The organism is Stenotrophomonas sp. Steno-Z2, assembly GCF_056393235.1.
The window spans coordinates 81,883-96,172 of record NZ_JBWJOY010000008.1 but is presented as its reverse complement, the minus strand read 5'-3'; the positions used below and the strand labels follow the sequence as shown (position 1 = coordinate 96,172).

Sequence of the window (14,290 nt, the reverse complement as noted above, 5' to 3'; positions counted from 1 at the left end):
CGCCGTTGGCGGTGCGTTAGGGCCGGCCCGCGGCCGGGCGTGGAGGAGGGGTTGGCTAGAATGCGGCGATTGCACCGCTGCTGGACCCTGCTTGATGCGCATAGACCCCGCCGAGATCGAAGCCCTGTTCGACGCCATTCCCAGCGTGCTGTTCTTCGCCAAGGACATGGACGGCCGCTACACCCACGTCAACATGACGATGATGCAGCGGCTGGGGGTACGCTCGCGTGGCGAGGTGATCGGGCGGCGCGCCGACGAGCTGTACCCGGCCGGCATGAGCGAGGCCTATGTGGCGCAGGACGCGCGCGTGCTGGCCGGCGAGGTGATCGAGAACGTGATGGAGCTGCAGCTGTTCGCCAACCGCCAGCCGGGCTGGTGCCTGACCTGCAAGCGGCCCATCGTGGAGAACGGCAGGGTGGTGGGGCTGATCGGCATCTCGCGCGACCTGGGCCAGCGCGGCGGGCTGGAATCGCAGTACGAGCCGCTGCGGCTGGCGCTGGAGTACCTCAATACGCACTACGCCGAAAACGTGCGCATGCAGACCCTGCTGGACATCACCGGGTTCTCGCTGTCCAAGCTGGAGCGCAGTTTCCGCAAGGTGTTCCAGATGACGCCGCAGCAGGTGCTCACGCGCCTGCGCATCCAGATTGCGCTGCACCTGCTGCATGGGCAGGACAGCGTGGCCAGCATCGGCCAGGCCTGCGGGTTCACCGACCAGAGCGCGTTCACCCGCAAGTTCAAGGCCGAGGTGGGCATGGCGCCGCGCCAGTACCGGGCGATGATCGCGGCGCGGCAGGAGGGCAAGGTGCTGGAAAACTGAACGAAGCATGACTTCCGGCGCTGTCGGGCCGGTGCCCGGACGCGGACGATGGATGGCTGGGGATTCCATCGACAACTAGGGAGAGCAGGCATGCGCCGTATTCTGGCAACCGCGATCACGCTGGCCTTGGCCGGCACAGGCCTTCCGGCATCCGCACAGGAACAGGCGCCTGCCGCGCCGGCTGCGCAGTCGGCGGCGGTGACGACGCAGTTGCCGCGCACCGCGCGGCCCACGCACTACCGGGTCGAGGTCACGCCGCATGCGCAGCAGATGGCGTTCGACGGCAAGGTCGGCATTGACCTGGAGGTGCTGGAGCAGACCTCGAGCATCGTGCTGCAGGCCGCGGACCTGCGCTTTGCCAACAGCACGCTCACCGCCGCTGGCGGCAAGCCGATGCCGGCCAAGGTGAGCATCGACGCGGAGAACCAGACCGCGACCTTCAGCGTCGACACGCCGCTGCCACCCGGGCGCTACACGCTGGCCACCGACTACAGCGGCGTCATCAACACCCAGGCCAACGGCCTGTTCGCGCTGGATTACCCCACCGAAGCCGGCAGCCGCCGCGCGCTGTTCACCCAGTTCGAGAATTCCGATGCGCGGCGCTTCATTCCCTCGTGGGACGAGCCGGGCTTCAAGGCCACTTTCGACCTGGCCATCACCGTGCCCGAGGCCGAGATGGCGGTGAGCAACATGCCGGTGGCCAGCAGCAAGTCGCTCGGCAACGGGCTGAAGCAGGTGGTGTTCCAGACCACGCCGAAGATGTCCACCTACCTGCTGTTCGTGGCCACCGGCGATTTCGAGCGCGCCGCGCTGAAGGACGACGCCGGCACCGAGATCGGCGTGGTGACGCAGAAGGGCAAGGTGGAGCAGGCGCGTTTTGCGCTGGAAGGCAGCCGCGCCGTGCTGCGCGAGTACAACGATTACTTCGGCGTGCCGTACCCGCTGCCCAAGCTGGACAACGTGGCCGCGCCGGGCAGCAGCCAGTTCTTCAGCGCGATGGAGAACTGGGGCGCGATCTTCACCTTCGAGCACACCCTGCTGCTGGACCCGGCGGTGTCGGGCGTGTCGGACAAGCAGCGTGTGTTCTCGGTGGCCGCGCATGAAATCGCGCACCAGTGGTTCGGCAACCTGGTGACGATGGCGTGGTGGGACGACCTGTGGTTGAACGAAGGTTTCGCCAGCTGGATGGAAGACCGCACCACGCGCAAGCTGCACCCGGAATGGGACGTCAACCAGGTGGGCGCGGCGCTGACCAGCCGTGGCGCGATGGGGCGCGACGCGTATGCCACCACCCACCCGATCGTGCAGCACGTGGCGACGGTGGAGCAGGCCAGCCAGGCGTTCGACGGCATCACCTACGGCAAGGGCGCGGCGGTGATTGCCATGTTCGAGGATTACGTGGGCGCCGAGGCCTGGCGCGAGGGCGTGCGCAGCTATGTGCGCGCGCACGCCTACGGCAACGCGGTCACCGACGACCTGTGGCGCGAGATGGACAAGGCCGCGCCGGGCAAGCGCTTCGTCGAGGTCGCGCACGATTTCACCCTGCAGCCGGGCGTGCCGCTGATCCGCGTGGCCAGCCAGTGCGTGGGCGGCCGCACGCAGGTGACGCTGGCCCAGGGCGAATACACCCTGGACCGCAAGGACAAGGTGCCGCTGCGCTGGCGCGTGCCGGTGACCGTGCGCGGCGCCGATGGCACGGTTGCGCGCACGCTGGTGGACGGCAACGGCGCGCTGGAGCTGCCCGGCTGCGCCGGGCCGGTGCTGGTCAATGCCGGGCAGAAGGGCTACTACCGCACGCTGTACGCGCCGGCGCAGTTCAAGGCGCTGGGCCAGGGCTTCGCGCGGCTGCCGGTGGTGGACCAGCTGGGCGTGATGATGGACGCCAGCGCGCTGGCGGCGGTGGGTTTGCAGCCGGAATCGGACGTGCTGGACCTGACCGCGCAGGTGCCGGCCGATGCGCCGTCGGACCTGTGGGAAATGGTGTCCGGCACGCTGGGCGGCATCGACGCGTTGTTCGACGGCGATGCGCCGCGCCAGGCGGCGTTCCGCAGGTACGCGCGTTCGCGGCTGTCGCCGGTACTGCAGTCGCTGGGCTGGGATGCGCGCGAGGGCGATGCCGCGCAGACCCGGCAGCTGCGCAGCGGCCTGATCCGCGTGCTCAGCACGATGGACGATGAGCAGGTGATCGCCGAGGCGCGGCGCCGCTTCGATGCGTTCCTGGCCAACCCGGACTCGCTGCCGGCCGACCTGCGCCGCACGGTGCTGGGCGTGGTGGCGCGCAATGCCGACGCCGCCACCTGGGACCGGCTGCACGCCCTGGCGAAGAAGGAAACCTCGGCCATGGTGCGCGACCAGTACTACGGCCTGCTGGCGCGGGCCAAGGACAAGGCGCTGGCGCAGCGCGCGCTGGACATGGCGCTGACCGACGAGCCGGGGGCGACCAACGCCGCCGAGATGATCGGCCTGGTGGCGCACGAGCATGCGGACCTGGCGTTCGACTTCGCCGTGGCCCACCGCGAGAAGGTGGACACGCTGGTGGACAGCACCTCGCGCGCGCGTTACTACCCGGGCCTGGCGATGGGTTCGGACGACCCGCGCATGGTGGACAAGATCCGCGCATTCGCCGAGCAGCACATCGCCCCGACCTCGCGCCGCGACGCGGAGACCGCCATCACCGGCATCCAGACCCGGCTGAAGCTGCGCGCCGAGCGCAAGCCGCAGATCGATGCCTGGCTGAAGAAGAACGGTTACTGAGGCCGGTAACGGGCTGGGGCGCGGCGGTGGTGCCGCGCCTCAGCCGGCGTAGTTCGCGCGCGGTTCCTGCACGCGGCCGCCCGCGTCGATGCGGATGCGCGGGCGCAGCCAGGCGGCGAATTCGGCTTCGCTGGTGGAGCCTTCGGCCAGGCCAAGGTACAGCGGGTAGAGCTCGAGGTCGTCGGCGTCGAGCTCGCCGCCATTGAGCATGATGAACACTTCGCAGGCGACGGCCGCCATGCGCTTGTTGCCGTCGACGAACGGATGGTTGCGCGCTAGGCCGTAGGCCAGGCTGGCCGCCAGATCGGCAAGATCCGGCGGCGGGTCGCCATAGGCGTGCAGTTGCTGCGGGCGGGCGAGCGCGGAGTCGAGCAGGGTGTCATCGCGCACGCCGCTGGCGCCGCCATGCTCGGCCAGTTGCCGGTCGTGGACGGCGAGGGCGAGCGCGCGGCTGATCCACACGATCATGGCGGCTCCTTACTGGGCGAGCTTGTGCAGCAGGGTGCGGCGCTTGCGCATCACCGCCTCGGCCACTTCCATCTGCGCGGCAAGTTCCGGGTCGAAGGCGGTCAGGCGGATGCCGTCGGGAGTTTCCAGCGCGTAGAGCTCGTCGCCTTTTTCCAGGCGCAGGCGCGCAAGCAGTTCCTTGGGCAGGATGATGCCGGACGAATTGCCGATGCTGGTGATCTTGAGCTTCATGGCGGGACTCCGCGGTTGTTATAACGAACGTTACCACTCGGTGGGGGCGCGGGCAAGCGGGCGGCCGGTGGCGTGGCCGTGGGCGTCCAGCGCCTGTTCCCGCTGGCAGGGCGGATGCGGAAAAGCAGACGGCCCGCTTGCGCGGGCCGTCTGCTTTCCCCTGCCGCGGCCCGTCAGGCCTCGACGTCTTCCTTGTAGGCATCCACCGGGATGCAGGCGCACATGATGTTCTTGTCGCCGTAGACGTTGTCCACGCGCGCCACCGGCGGCCAGTACTTGGACTGCTTCAGCGACGGCAGCGGGAACGCCGCCAGCTCGCGCGGGTAGGCGTGGGCCCACTCGCTGGCCGATACCGCGGTGGCGGTGTGCGGGGCGTGCTTGAGCGGGTTGTCCTCGCGGTCCAGGCGGCCGTCCTCGATGGCGCGGATTTCCTCGCGGATCTGGATCATCGCGTCGATGAAGCGGTCCAGCTCGTACTGCGATTCGCTCTCGGTCGGTTCGACCATCAGCGTGCCGGCGACCGGGAAGCTCAGGGTCGGGGCGTGGAAGCCGAAGTCGATCAGGCGCTTGGCCACGTCCTCGGCGCCGATGCCGGAGGTCTTTTCCAGCGGGCGCACGTCGAGGATGCACTCGTGCGCCACCAGGCCGTTGCGGCCGGTGTACAGGGTCTTGTAGTGCGGGGCCAGGCGCTTGGCGATGTAGTTGGCGTTGAGCAGGGCGACCTGGGTGGCCTTGCGCAGGCCGGCCGCGCCCATCAGCGCGATGTACATCCAGCTGATCGGCAGGATCGAGGCGCTGCCGAAGGTGGCGGCCGAGACCATGGCGCCGTTGCCCACGCCCTGCGTGCGCAGGCCGTCGGCGACCAGCGCGCCCGGCAGGAACGGCGCCAGGTGCGACTTGACCGCGCACGGGCCCACGCCCGGGCCGCCGCCGCCGTGCGGGATGCAGAAGGTCTTGTGCAGGTTCAGGTGCGACACGTCCGAGCCCCACTTGCCGGGCTTGGCCACGCCGACCAGGGCGTTCATGTTGGCGCCGTCGGTGTACACCTGGCCGCCATGCTGGTGGATGATCTGGCAGATCTCCACCACCTCTTCCTCGAACACGCCGTGCGTGGACGGGTAGGTCATCATGATCGCGGCCAGGCGGTCGCTGTACTTCTCGGCGTTGGCGCGGATGTCCTCGACGTCGACGTTGCCGTTGGCGTCGGTCTTGGTGACCACCACCTTCATGCCGCACATCTGCGCCGAGGCCGGGTTGGTGCCGTGTGCCGAATCCGGGATCAGGCAGATGTCGCGGTGGCCTTCGCCGCGCGAGGCGTGGTAGGCGCGGATCGCCAGCAGGCCGGCATATTCGCCCTGCGCGCCGGAGTTGGGCTGCAGGCTCACCGCGTCGTAGCCGGTGCATTCGACCAGCATCGCTTCCAGCCCGTCGATCAGTTCCTTGTAGCCCTGCGCCTGGTCGGCCGGGGCCAGCGGGTGGATGTTGGCGAACTCCGGCCAGGTCACCGGGATCATCTCGGCGGTGGCGTTGAGCTTCATGGTGCACGAGCCCAGCGGGATCATCGTGCGGTCCATCGCCAGGTCCTTGTCGGCCAGCGAACGCAGGTAGCGCAGCAGTTCGTGCTCGCTGTGGTGGGTGTTGAACACCGGGTGGGTCAGGAACGCGGACTGGCGCACCAGGCCGGCCGGCAGCGCGTCGGCGGTGGCCGCGTCCAGCGCGTCCACGTCCACGCTGGCGCCGAACACCGCGCCCAGCGCGACGATGTCCTCGCGGGTGGCGGTTTCGTCCAGGCTGATGCCCACCGCCTCGCTGTCGATCACGCGCAGGTTGAAGCCGGCGGCCACGGCCCTGGCCTGCAGCGCGGCGGCGTCGACGTTGCGCACGTGCAGGGTGTCGAAGAAGTGCTCGCCCACGTCCACGCCGTTCTTGCGCAGCGCGGCGGCCAGCAGGGCGGCCAGGCGGTGGGTGCGGCGGGCGATGCGGGTCAGGCCTTCCGGGCCGTGGTAGACGGCGTACATCGAGGCCATCACCGCCAGCAGCACCTGCGCGGTGCAGATGTTGGAGGTGGCCTTCTCGCGGCGGATGTGCTGCTCGCGGGTCTGCAGGGTCAGGCGGTAGGCCGGCTTGCCTTCGGCATCGACCGACACGCCGATCAGGCGGCCCGGCATCGAGCGCTTGTAGGCGTCGCGGCAGGCCATGAACGCGGCATGCGGGCCGCCGAAGCCGAACGGCACGCCGAAACGCTGGCTGTTGCCGACCACGATGTCCGCGCCCCATTCGCCGGGCGCGGCGATCAGGGTCAGCGCCAGCAGGTCGGTGGCCACCGCCACCAGGCCCTGGCGGGCGTGCACGGCCTCGACCAGCGCCTTGTGGTCGCCGATGTGGCCGAAGGTGTCCGGGTACTGCAGCAGCACGCCGAAGGAATCGGCGTCCAGCGCCTCGGCCGGGGTGCCCACGCGCAGGGTGATGCCCATCGGCTCGGCGCGGGTGCGCAGCAGTTCCAGCGTCTGCGGGTGCACCGCGTCATGCACGAAGAACACGTCCGACTTCGACTTGGCCGAACGCTTGGCCAGGGTCATCGCTTCGGCGGCGGCGGTGGCTTCGTCCAGCAGCGAGGCGTTGGCGATCTCCATGCCGGTCAGGTCGGCGACCATCTGCTGGAAGTTGATCAGCGCTTCCATGCGGCCCTGCGAGATTTCCGCCTGGTACGGGGTGTAGGCGGTGTACCAGGCCGGGTTCTCGAGGATGTTGCGCAGGATCACGTTCGGCGTGTGGGTGCCGTAATAGCCCTGGCCGATGAAGCTGCGCAGCACCTTGTTCTTGCTGGCGATGGCGCGGATTTTGGCCAGCGCCTGCACTTCGGTCAGCGACTCGGGCAGGGCCAGCGGGGCGGGCGACTTGATCGCGCCGGGGACGATGGCGTCGGTCAGCGCATCGAGCGAATCGTGGCCGACCACGCGCAGCATCTGCGCGATTTCGGCATCGTTGGGACCGATGTGGCGGTCGACGAAGGCGGAGGCGTGTTCGAGGTCGCGCAGCGAAGGCGTGTTCTGGGGCATGACGGACGTCCGGAAGAAGGCGTGCGGGGACGGCGGGCCCGTCTGTCCGGCGGCGGCGCCGCGCACGCGGCACCCCGGCCGGCAAGCCGGCGGCTCGCCTCGTGCCCCTCTGTCCTTTTGCCTGAGAGTTTGGAAGGCGCAACCTGCGGGTCGCGCGCCTCGTGCACCTTCGGCGCCGGATTCAACCGGTCTCTCCAGAGTTTTGACGCAGGTGGTATCGGGCCTGAGCGATTGCGGGCGTTTGCGCCTTCGGCAGCGGTGTCAGCCGCTTCTCCCACCGGGGAACTGCGGGCTGGATTATAGCCTGCATCGGTGCGCCGCCGGGTGCCGCCGCGGCCTTATGCATGGCCGGTGCGCGGCCGCGCGTGGCGCCGTTCAGAAGCCCTTGCTGAACGCCACGCCGGCGCCCCAGGCCGGGCCGCCGTCGGTGAAGCCGTGGCTGGCGTACACCTGCATGCGGCCGCCACCGGCGGTGGGGTGGGCGTAGAACACGGTGGCGTCGCGGCGGTCGTCGCGGTCGCGGCTGGCGGCGCTGCGGTACTCGAGCATCGCGCCGACGCGGCCGGCGCCGGCACTGCGGCTCAGGCCGAGGTTGGCGCTGTCCACGTGCTGCAGGTCGATGTAGCGCGAATCGCCCAGGCGGGTGCGGCCGGCGCCACCGAACAGCGTGGTGCCGTCGAAATCGCGGTACAGGTCCACGCTCGCGCCGTAATCGTTGGCGCCGGTGCCCAGGCCCTTGTCGGCGTCGGCGGTGGCGAACTTGGCGTTGACGCCGATGTCGATGCCGGCGCTGCGGCCGAGCGGCTGCGACCAGGTCAGCGCGGTGCTGACGTCGCCGATGCCGGAGGCGCTGCCGCGGGCGGCGCCGTCGTTGCCGGGCGCCGACGGCGGCGCGCCAAGCAGCGGCAGGCGGCCACGGCCGAGCGGGTTGCGGTTGTCCACGCCGCCGACGCCGGGCACCACGTCCGGGTCGCCGGCCACATGCAGCCACGGCACGCTGGCACGCGCGCTGAAGCGGCCGTGGGTCCAGGTTGCGGTGAGCGGCACGGCGAGGACGGTGGTGCGGTTATCGCTGCCATAGCGGCCGCTGCTGTAGTCGATGCCGCTGCCGAGGGTGACGCCGTCACGGGCCTGTGCGGCGCCGCAGGCCGCTACCAGCAGGGCGGCCGGAACGATGCGGGAGATCATGGGAAAGGCTTCCGGAAGGAGGGCCGGGCGCTTCCCTGCGGCCCGGCCCCGGGGGAACGGGAAGGGGGCTTCAGCGGCCCAGCAGCGGGCGCACCAGCGGCAGGTTCGGCCGCGCGTCCACGCCGATGCGGCCGCTGCCGCGCATGTCCAGTGCCGGGCGCGCGTCGCGGGCCGAGGCGCCGCCCGCGGTATCGACGCCGAGATCGGCGCTGCCCTGGCCGGCGCGGGCGCTAACGCCGAGCCGGCCCGACGCGGCCGCGTCCGGGTTCACCCGCGACACCACCGCGCCGGCCAGTTCGCCCGCGGCCTGCCCGGCCTGCGCGCCGGCGCCCTGCGCCGTGGAAACCGCATCGCCCAGGGTGTAGCCGAGCCGCTGCGCGACCCGGCCCCAGCCCAGCCCGTCGGCATGCAGGCCAAGCACGGTATCGACCGCGGCATCGAGGTTGGCGGCGTTGCCGTCGGCCACCAACTGCGAGGCCAGGGCCAGGGTGTTGTCGATCGCGCCGTAGCTCATCGCGGCCTGGCCATCGACGCCCTGGTGCAGCGCGCCGACCAAGCCGGCGGCGGCCTGGGCCGAACCGGCGGCCTCGGCGTAGCGCTGGGCCAGCTGGTCCGCGGCGGCGTCGAGCGGGACGTGCGCCTGCGCGGCGGCGACGGCGGAGGTCGCGGCCTGGGCGGTGGCGGCCGCGCCGTTCTGCGCGGTGGTGGCGAACAGGCTGGTGGCGAGGATGGCGCTGAACAGCAGGGAGGTCTTCATGGGGTCGTCTCCTTCGAGTCGCGGCCAATCCGCGACGCTCGAGAGGGGATACGAACCGGGGGAGGGCTTTCTTCCCGCCCGCAACGGGAAAACTCAGTGTTCGTTCAGTCTTCGATGATGCCCAGGCCGCGGCTGTCGTCGCGCGCGTCCTCCCCACCCCGGTGCGCCGAGCGCGCCAGCGCCTGCAGCACGCGCTCGCCGTTGCCGGCCCGGGGGGCGTCGACCTGCAGCGCGGCGCGGTGCGCCACCAGCGGCGCGGCGAAGGAGGTGCCGCGCACGGCCGCCCAACCGCCGCCCACGCGCGCCGCGCGCAGGCCGCTGCCCAGCGCGGCGAAATCCACCTGCGGGCCGCGCCCGGCCTCGGGCAGCACGCGGCCGCGGCGGTCCACCGCGCTCACGCCGATCACGCCGGGGTAGGCGGCCGGATACAGCGGCGGCGCCGACGGGCCGTCGTTGCCGACCGCGGCGACCAGCACGAAGCCGCGCTGGACCAGCGCCTGGGTGGCCTGGCGCAGCAGGGCGTTGTCCGGCCCGACCAGGCTGACGTTGATCACCGGCACCTGCTCGCGCGCCATCCACGCCAGCGCCTGCACCAGCGCGCTGGAGGCGCCGCCCACCGGCTGCCCGCACCAGATGTCGGCTGCGTACAGGCTGCCGCCGCTGGCCTGCGCGCCACTGCCGCCCAGCAGCAGCGAGGCCACCGCGGTGCCGTGCGCATCGGGCACGCGCCGGCCGTCGCAGCCCCAGGCGTGGGTGGTGGCGCTGGCCAGCGCCGGATGCGCCGTGTCCACGCCGCCATCGACCAGGCCGACCCGCAGCGCCTGCGCGGTGGCCGGCATGCTCGGCGTGGTGGCGGCGGACGCGGGCGCGCCGCCGCTGCGCAGGTAGACGTGGTCGAATTCGTAGCTGCCGGCTGGATCGAGCTGGCGCAGCCGCGCCAGCGCGGCGCGCGGGTCCAGCGCGGGCGGGACGCGCAGCACCACCAGCTCCATGCCCAGTTCTTCGAGTTGGCGCGTTTCGGCGATTTCGAAACCGGCCGCGGCGATGCGGCCCAGCGCTTCGGGCGAGGGCGACAGCGCCACCACCTGCTGCTTCATCACCAGCGCGCCGGCGGCATCCACGTCGAGCAGGCGCGGGTGGCGCCGCAGCAGGCGGCGGCTTTCCCGCACATGGTCGAGCACGGGCCGGGCCAGGTCGTCGGCCACCGGCCCGAGCGCGTCGCGCACGCCGCGCGCGGCCTGGCCGGGCAGCTGCAGCAGCGGGTCGGTCGCCGCGGGTAGGCCGCGCCCCAGTTGCCCCAGCCCCTGCTGCGCAGACGCGGGCGCGGCCAGCAGCGCGGCGCAGGCCAGGGCCAGCAGTGGGCGGAAGGGAAAACGCATGCCTGGGTCCGGGGTCGCGGAAGCGCGCAGCTTAAGCGCGTGCCGGGCCGTATCGTCTGAATTCGCAGTGAATGCAAGAATCGTCACTTCCAGTGGAAGAAACCGGCCCCCCGGGACGTATGACGCCATGAACCGAGCGATGGAACCGGCGATGCGCGAACGCCTGTGCGACCTGCTGCCACGGCTGCGACGCTTCGCGCGCGGCCTGGCCGGCAATGCGCACGATGCCGACGACGTGGTGCAGACGGCGCTGGAGCGCGCGCTGGCGCGCGCCGACCAGTTCCGCGAGGGCCAGGAATACGGCCTGGAAGCCTGGGTGTTCGGCATCGTGCGCAACGCCTGGCTGGACGAGCTGCGCGCGCGCCAGCGGCGCGGGCGGGTGATGGCGCCGGAGGAGCTGGGCGAGAACGTCGGCCAGTCGCCGTTCGAGCAGGACCAGGCCCTGTCGGTGGAAGCGGCGATGGCGCGGCTGCCGGAAGAACAGCGCGCCGCGGTGATGCTGGTGCTGGTGGAAGGGCTGGCCTACCGCGAAGCCGCCGCCGCGCTGGAAGTGCCCATCGGCACGCTGACCAGCCGGCTGGCGCGGGCGCGGACGGCCTTGCAGCAGTTTCTGGGAGAAGACCTATGACGAACATGAGCGAGGAACGGCTGCTGGCCTGGCTGGACGGCGAACTCGATGCCGCCGACGCGGAGGAGGTCGCACGCGCGGTCGCCGCCGATCCGGCGCTGGCCGAACGCGCGCGCCGCGAACGTGCGCTGCGTGCGCGCCTGCGTGGCGCCTTCGCGCCGGTGGCCGACGAAGCGCCGCCGCAGCGGCTGCTGGAGGTGCTGGGCATGGCGCAGGAATCGGCCGCCAAGCCACAGGACACGGTGGTGCCGTTGCGCGCGCGCGCTACGGCGACACCGGCGCGGCGCTGGCGCTGGCCGGAATGGACCGCACTGGCCGCCTCGCTGCTGCTGGGCGTGCTGTTCGGCGCGCAGTTCACGCGCCCGCAGGGGCCGGTGCGCATGCAGGACGGCGCGCTGGTGGCGGGCACCGGCCTGGCCCGGGTGCTGGACACCCAACTGGCTGCCGACGTGCGGCCCGGCGCCGCGCTGGCCGCCGGCATGAGTTTCCGCGACGGCGAAGGCCGCTATTGCCGCACCTTCCTGGCGCGCGGCGAACAGGCGCTGGGCGGCCTGGCCTGCCATGGCGGCGGGCGCTGGAACGTGGTGGCGCTGGGCGAGGCGGAAAACCGCCAGGGCGAACTGCGCCAGGCGGCCAGTGGCCTGCCCGCCTCGGTGCTGGCCGAGGTGGACGCGCGGCAGGTGCAGATGCTCGACGCCGCCGCCGAGCGCGCCGCCCGCGACGCCGGCTGGCGCTGAGCCGGCACGCCCGGCAGCGTGGCGCGCCGGCGGGGCGGGTATCATGCCGCCCTGTTTTCGCCCGAGCCGCCCCATGCACACCCCTGCCGCCGCACCCAAGGTGCCGGCGATCACCTCCCGCCGCCTGGCCCTGCTGCTCGCCGGCCTGGCGATGTTCGGGCCGTTCTCCATCGACACCATCTTCCCGGCCTTTCCGCAGCTGGCGCAGCGGCTGGCGGTGGACGAAGTGGCGGTGCAGCAGACCATCAGCGTCTACCTGCTGTTCTACGGCCTGATGAGCCTGGCGCACGGCCCGTTGTCCGATGCCTGGGGGCGCAAGCGGGTGATCCTGGGCGGGCTGGTGCTGTTCGCCGTGGCCTCGGTGGGCTGCGCGCTGTCCACCCACCTGGGCACGCTGCTGGCGTTCCGCGCGCTGCAGGGCATTTCCGCCGGCGTGGGCATGATCGTCGGCCGCGCGGTGATCCGCGACCTGTACCACGGCCCCGACGCGCAGCGGCTGATGAGCCAGGTGTCGATGATCTTCGGCATCGCCCCGGCCATCGCGCCCATCATCGGCGGCTGGATCCTGCTCAGCGGCGCCGGCTGGCCGCTGATCTTCTGGTTCCTGGTGGTGTTCTCGCTGCTGCTGCTCGCCGCCACCGCGCGCTGGCTGCCGGAAACGCACCCGGCGCAGGCGCGCACCGCGCTGTCGCCGCGCGGCCTGCTGCGCGATTACCTGCGCATCGGCTTCAACCCGCGCTTCCTGCGCCTGGCGCTGGCCGGCAGCATCAACTTCGGCGGCATCTTCCTGTACATCTCCTCGGCACCGGTGTTCGTGATGCAGCACCTGCGCCTGGGCGAGGGCGGTTTCGCCTGGCTGTTCATTCCCACCATCGGCGGCATGACCACCGGCGCCTTCCTGTCCGGGCGCATGGCCGGGCGCACGTTACCGGTGCGGCAGATCGGCATCGGCTTCGCCTGCTGCGCGCTGGCGGCGGCGCTGAACATCGCCTACGCCGCCTCGGTGACGCAGCTGCAGCTGCCGTGGGCGGTGCTGCCCATCTTCCTCGGCGGCCTGGGCATGGCGCTGATCTTCCCGGTGCTGGCGCTGGCCGTACTGGACATGTACCCGCAGCAGCGCGGCCTGGCCTCGTCGCTGCAGGCCTTCGTGCAGCTGATGATCAGCACCGTGGTGGCCGGCGTGGTTTCGCCGCTGCTCAGCGGCCGGCCGCTGCACCTGGCGCTGGGCATGGCCGGCTTCATGCTGCTGGGCTTCGTGTTCTGGTACTGGGAACACCGCCGCGAGCGCCGCCTGGCCGGCCCGCACATGCACATCTAGGCGCGGCGTCCATCCCGGCATCACCCCGCCTGCGCCACTCTCCCCATTACCGGCCACCGGCCGTCATCGGAAATTGCCACCATGTCCATCCATTCCAAGGGTCGCCGCGAGGCAAAGAAGAAGCTGGCCGAGCGCGAGCGCAACCAGGCCGCCGCCAATCCGGCCCCGAAAGCCACGGTGGAACCGCATGCCGAACTGCGCGACCAGCAGCGCACTTTGCTGGCCGGCATCGTCCGCCGCGACGGCGAATGGGTGCTGGGCATGGACGGGAAAATCGCCGGCGAAACCCCCAGCGCCGCCCGCGTGCTGGCGCTGATCATGCAGGCCGCCGAACTGCATGAACGCAACGGCACCCCGGTGCGGCTGATGTACTCCGACGCGCTGAAGGATGCCGCGCACGCCGAAGCGGCGGAACAGGGCATCGACTTCGATACCTGGAAGCGCAACCTGGCCGCCGAACTCGGCATCGGCGCGGTCGACGCCGCTGCCGCGCATTGAGTTGCGGCGGCAGGGCTTGAACGGACAAGGGCGCCGCGCGGCGCCCTTGTCGTTTCACGGAAGCGCGGGGGGCCCGCCCGCTACGGCATGCCCGCGCCCACCGTGGCGCGCACCGGGATGCCGGCCGGGTCGAAATCCTCCAGGCAGAACACGTTGATGCCGTAGTGGTCCGGCGTGACACGCTTGCGGTGGAACGGATAGATGCCGCAGGTCCGGCAGAAGTAATGCGTGGCGGTGAAGGTGTGGAACTGGTACGCCGCCAGCTGCTCCTCGCCCGCGAGCAGGCGGAAGTCGCTTTCGTGCACCTTCACCATCAACGCATTCTTGCGTCGGCAGATGGAGCAGTCGCAGGTCGTCAGCTCGGGAAAGTCGCTGGTGATCTCGAAGCGGACGGCGCCGCAATGGCAACTGCCGGTGCAGGGGGCGCGGGGGCGGGTGGACATGGCGTGCAGG

The 14,290-nt window shown here is 71.4% G+C and carries 13 protein-coding genes and 1 riboswitch; of the genes, 6 read left to right on the top strand and 7 right to left on the bottom strand.

Features of this window, described 5'->3' with window-relative positions; translation table 11 throughout:
- Positions 1–91: 91 nt before the first annotated feature.
- Together AC06FP_RS14625 and AC06FP_RS14620 are read left to right on the top strand one after the other, a co-directional pair.
- Positions 92–820, top strand: coding sequence for an AraC family transcriptional regulator (locus AC06FP_RS14625; protein WP_478076007.1), 729 nt, complete (start codon positions 92–94; stop codon positions 818–820).
- Between the two features lie 90 nt (positions 821–910).
- The gene (locus AC06FP_RS14620; protein WP_478076006.1) at positions 911–3,574 is read left to right on the top strand and encodes a M1 family metallopeptidase; all 2,664 of its coding nucleotides are present in this window, start codon (positions 911–913) and stop codon (positions 3,572–3,574) included.
- Positions 3,575–3,613: 39 nt separating this feature from the next.
- Here AC06FP_RS14620 and AC06FP_RS14615 read toward each other — a convergent pair whose 3' ends face one another.
- The 6 genes from AC06FP_RS14615 to AC06FP_RS14590 all read right to left on the bottom strand — a co-directional run bounded on the left by AC06FP_RS14615 (position 3,614) and on the right by AC06FP_RS14590 (position 10,656).
- The gene (locus AC06FP_RS14615; protein ID WP_478076005.1) at positions 3,614–4,042 is read right to left on the bottom strand and encodes a type II toxin-antitoxin system death-on-curing family toxin; all 429 of its coding nucleotides are present in this window, start codon (positions 4,040–4,042) and stop codon (positions 3,614–3,616) included.
- 9 nt (positions 4,043–4,051) lie between these two features.
- On the bottom strand, positions 4,052–4,273 hold the full coding sequence (locus AC06FP_RS14610; RefSeq protein ID WP_456116708.1) for an AbrB/MazE/SpoVT family DNA-binding domain-containing protein: 222 nt from the start codon (positions 4,271–4,273) through the stop codon (positions 4,052–4,054).
- Positions 4,274–4,446: 173 nt separating this feature from the next.
- On the bottom strand, positions 4,447–7,332 hold the full coding sequence (gcvP, locus tag AC06FP_RS14605; protein ID WP_456116707.1) for an aminomethyl-transferring glycine dehydrogenase: 2,886 nt from the start codon (positions 7,330–7,332) through the stop codon (positions 4,447–4,449).
- A 99-nt stretch (positions 7,333–7,431) separates the two neighbouring features.
- Positions 7,432–7,540: riboswitch (glycine riboswitch) on the bottom strand.
- A 167-nt stretch (positions 7,541–7,707) separates the two neighbouring features.
- Positions 7,708–8,520 (bottom strand): transporter, encoded by an 813-nt coding sequence (locus AC06FP_RS14600; RefSeq protein ID WP_478076004.1) that lies wholly within the window; start codon positions 8,518–8,520, stop codon positions 7,708–7,710.
- A 70-nt stretch (positions 8,521–8,590) separates the two neighbouring features.
- Positions 8,591–9,277, bottom strand: coding sequence for a hypothetical protein (locus AC06FP_RS14595; RefSeq protein WP_478076003.1), 687 nt, complete (start codon positions 9,275–9,277; stop codon positions 8,591–8,593).
- 104 nt (positions 9,278–9,381) lie between these two features.
- Complete coding sequence (locus AC06FP_RS14590) at positions 9,382–10,656, bottom strand: S8 family serine peptidase (protein ID WP_478076002.1); 1,275 nt, start codon at positions 10,654–10,656, stop codon at positions 9,382–9,384.
- A 127-nt stretch (positions 10,657–10,783) separates the two neighbouring features.
- On the opposite strand from AC06FP_RS14590, the gene AC06FP_RS14585 reads away from it, so the two are divergent.
- From AC06FP_RS14585 to AC06FP_RS14570, 4 genes are all read left to right on the top strand, one after another.
- Positions 10,784–11,284: a sigma-70 family RNA polymerase sigma factor gene (locus tag AC06FP_RS14585; protein WP_478076001.1), complete on the top strand. Its 501-nt coding sequence runs from the start codon at positions 10,784–10,786 to the stop codon at positions 11,282–11,284.
- Entirely contained in the window at positions 11,281–12,021 is a 741-nt protein-coding gene (locus AC06FP_RS14580; RefSeq protein WP_478076000.1) for an anti-sigma factor family protein, read from the top strand. The genes AC06FP_RS14585 and AC06FP_RS14580 overlap by 4 nt, the downstream gene beginning before the upstream one ends.
- Before the next feature lie 73 nt (positions 12,022–12,094).
- Positions 12,095–13,339: a multidrug effflux MFS transporter gene (locus AC06FP_RS14575; RefSeq protein WP_478075999.1), complete on the top strand. Its 1,245-nt coding sequence runs from the start codon at positions 12,095–12,097 to the stop codon at positions 13,337–13,339.
- An 81-nt stretch (positions 13,340–13,420) separates the two neighbouring features.
- Positions 13,421–13,837 (top strand): hypothetical protein, encoded by a 417-nt coding sequence (locus tag AC06FP_RS14570; protein WP_478075998.1) that lies wholly within the window; start codon positions 13,421–13,423, stop codon positions 13,835–13,837.
- A gap of 80 nt (positions 13,838–13,917) precedes the next feature.
- On the opposite strand, the gene AC06FP_RS14565 is transcribed toward AC06FP_RS14570, so the two are convergent.
- On the bottom strand, positions 13,918–14,280 hold the full coding sequence (locus tag AC06FP_RS14565; RefSeq protein WP_478075997.1) for a GFA family protein: 363 nt from the start codon (positions 14,278–14,280) through the stop codon (positions 13,918–13,920).
- Between the last annotated feature and the right edge of the window lie 10 nt (positions 14,281–14,290).

What these genes read in the sequence shown, in the direction of transcription:
- AC06FP_RS14620 (WP_478076006.1), top strand. Translation starts at nt 911, where the DNA reads ATGCGCCGTATTCTGGCAACCGCGATCACGCTGGCCTTGGCCGGCACA.
- AC06FP_RS14595 (WP_478076003.1), bottom strand. Translation starts at nt 9,277, where the DNA reads ATGAAGACCTCCCTGCTGTTCAGCGCCATCCTCGCCACCAGCCTGTTC.
- AC06FP_RS14600 (WP_478076004.1), bottom strand. Translation starts at nt 8,520, where the DNA reads ATGATCTCCCGCATCGTTCCGGCCGCCCTGCTGGTAGCGGCCTGCGGC.
- AC06FP_RS14570 (WP_478075998.1), top strand. Translation starts at nt 13,421, where the DNA reads ATGTCCATCCATTCCAAGGGTCGCCGCGAGGCAAAGAAGAAGCTGGCC.
- AC06FP_RS14610 (WP_456116708.1), bottom strand. Translation starts at nt 4,273, where the DNA reads ATGAAGCTCAAGATCACCAGCATCGGCAATTCGTCCGGCATCATCCTG.
- AC06FP_RS14575 (WP_478075999.1), top strand. Translation starts at nt 12,095, where the DNA reads ATGCACACCCCTGCCGCCGCACCCAAGGTGCCGGCGATCACCTCCCGC.
- AC06FP_RS14615 (WP_478076005.1), bottom strand. Translation starts at nt 4,042, where the DNA reads ATGATCGTGTGGATCAGCCGCGCGCTCGCCCTCGCCGTCCACGACCGG.
- AC06FP_RS14590 (WP_478076002.1), bottom strand. Translation starts at nt 10,656, where the DNA reads ATGCGTTTTCCCTTCCGCCCACTGCTGGCCCTGGCCTGCGCCGCGCTG.
- AC06FP_RS14565 (WP_478075997.1), bottom strand. Translation starts at nt 14,280, where the DNA reads ATGTCCACCCGCCCCCGCGCCCCCTGCACCGGCAGTTGCCATTGCGGC.
- AC06FP_RS14585 (WP_478076001.1), top strand. Translation starts at nt 10,784, where the DNA reads ATGAACCGAGCGATGGAACCGGCGATGCGCGAACGCCTGTGCGACCTG.
- gcvP (WP_456116707.1), bottom strand. Translation starts at nt 7,332, where the DNA reads ATGCCCCAGAACACGCCTTCGCTGCGCGACCTCGAACACGCCTCCGCC.
- AC06FP_RS14580 (WP_478076000.1), top strand. Translation starts at nt 11,281, where the DNA reads ATGACGAACATGAGCGAGGAACGGCTGCTGGCCTGGCTGGACGGCGAA.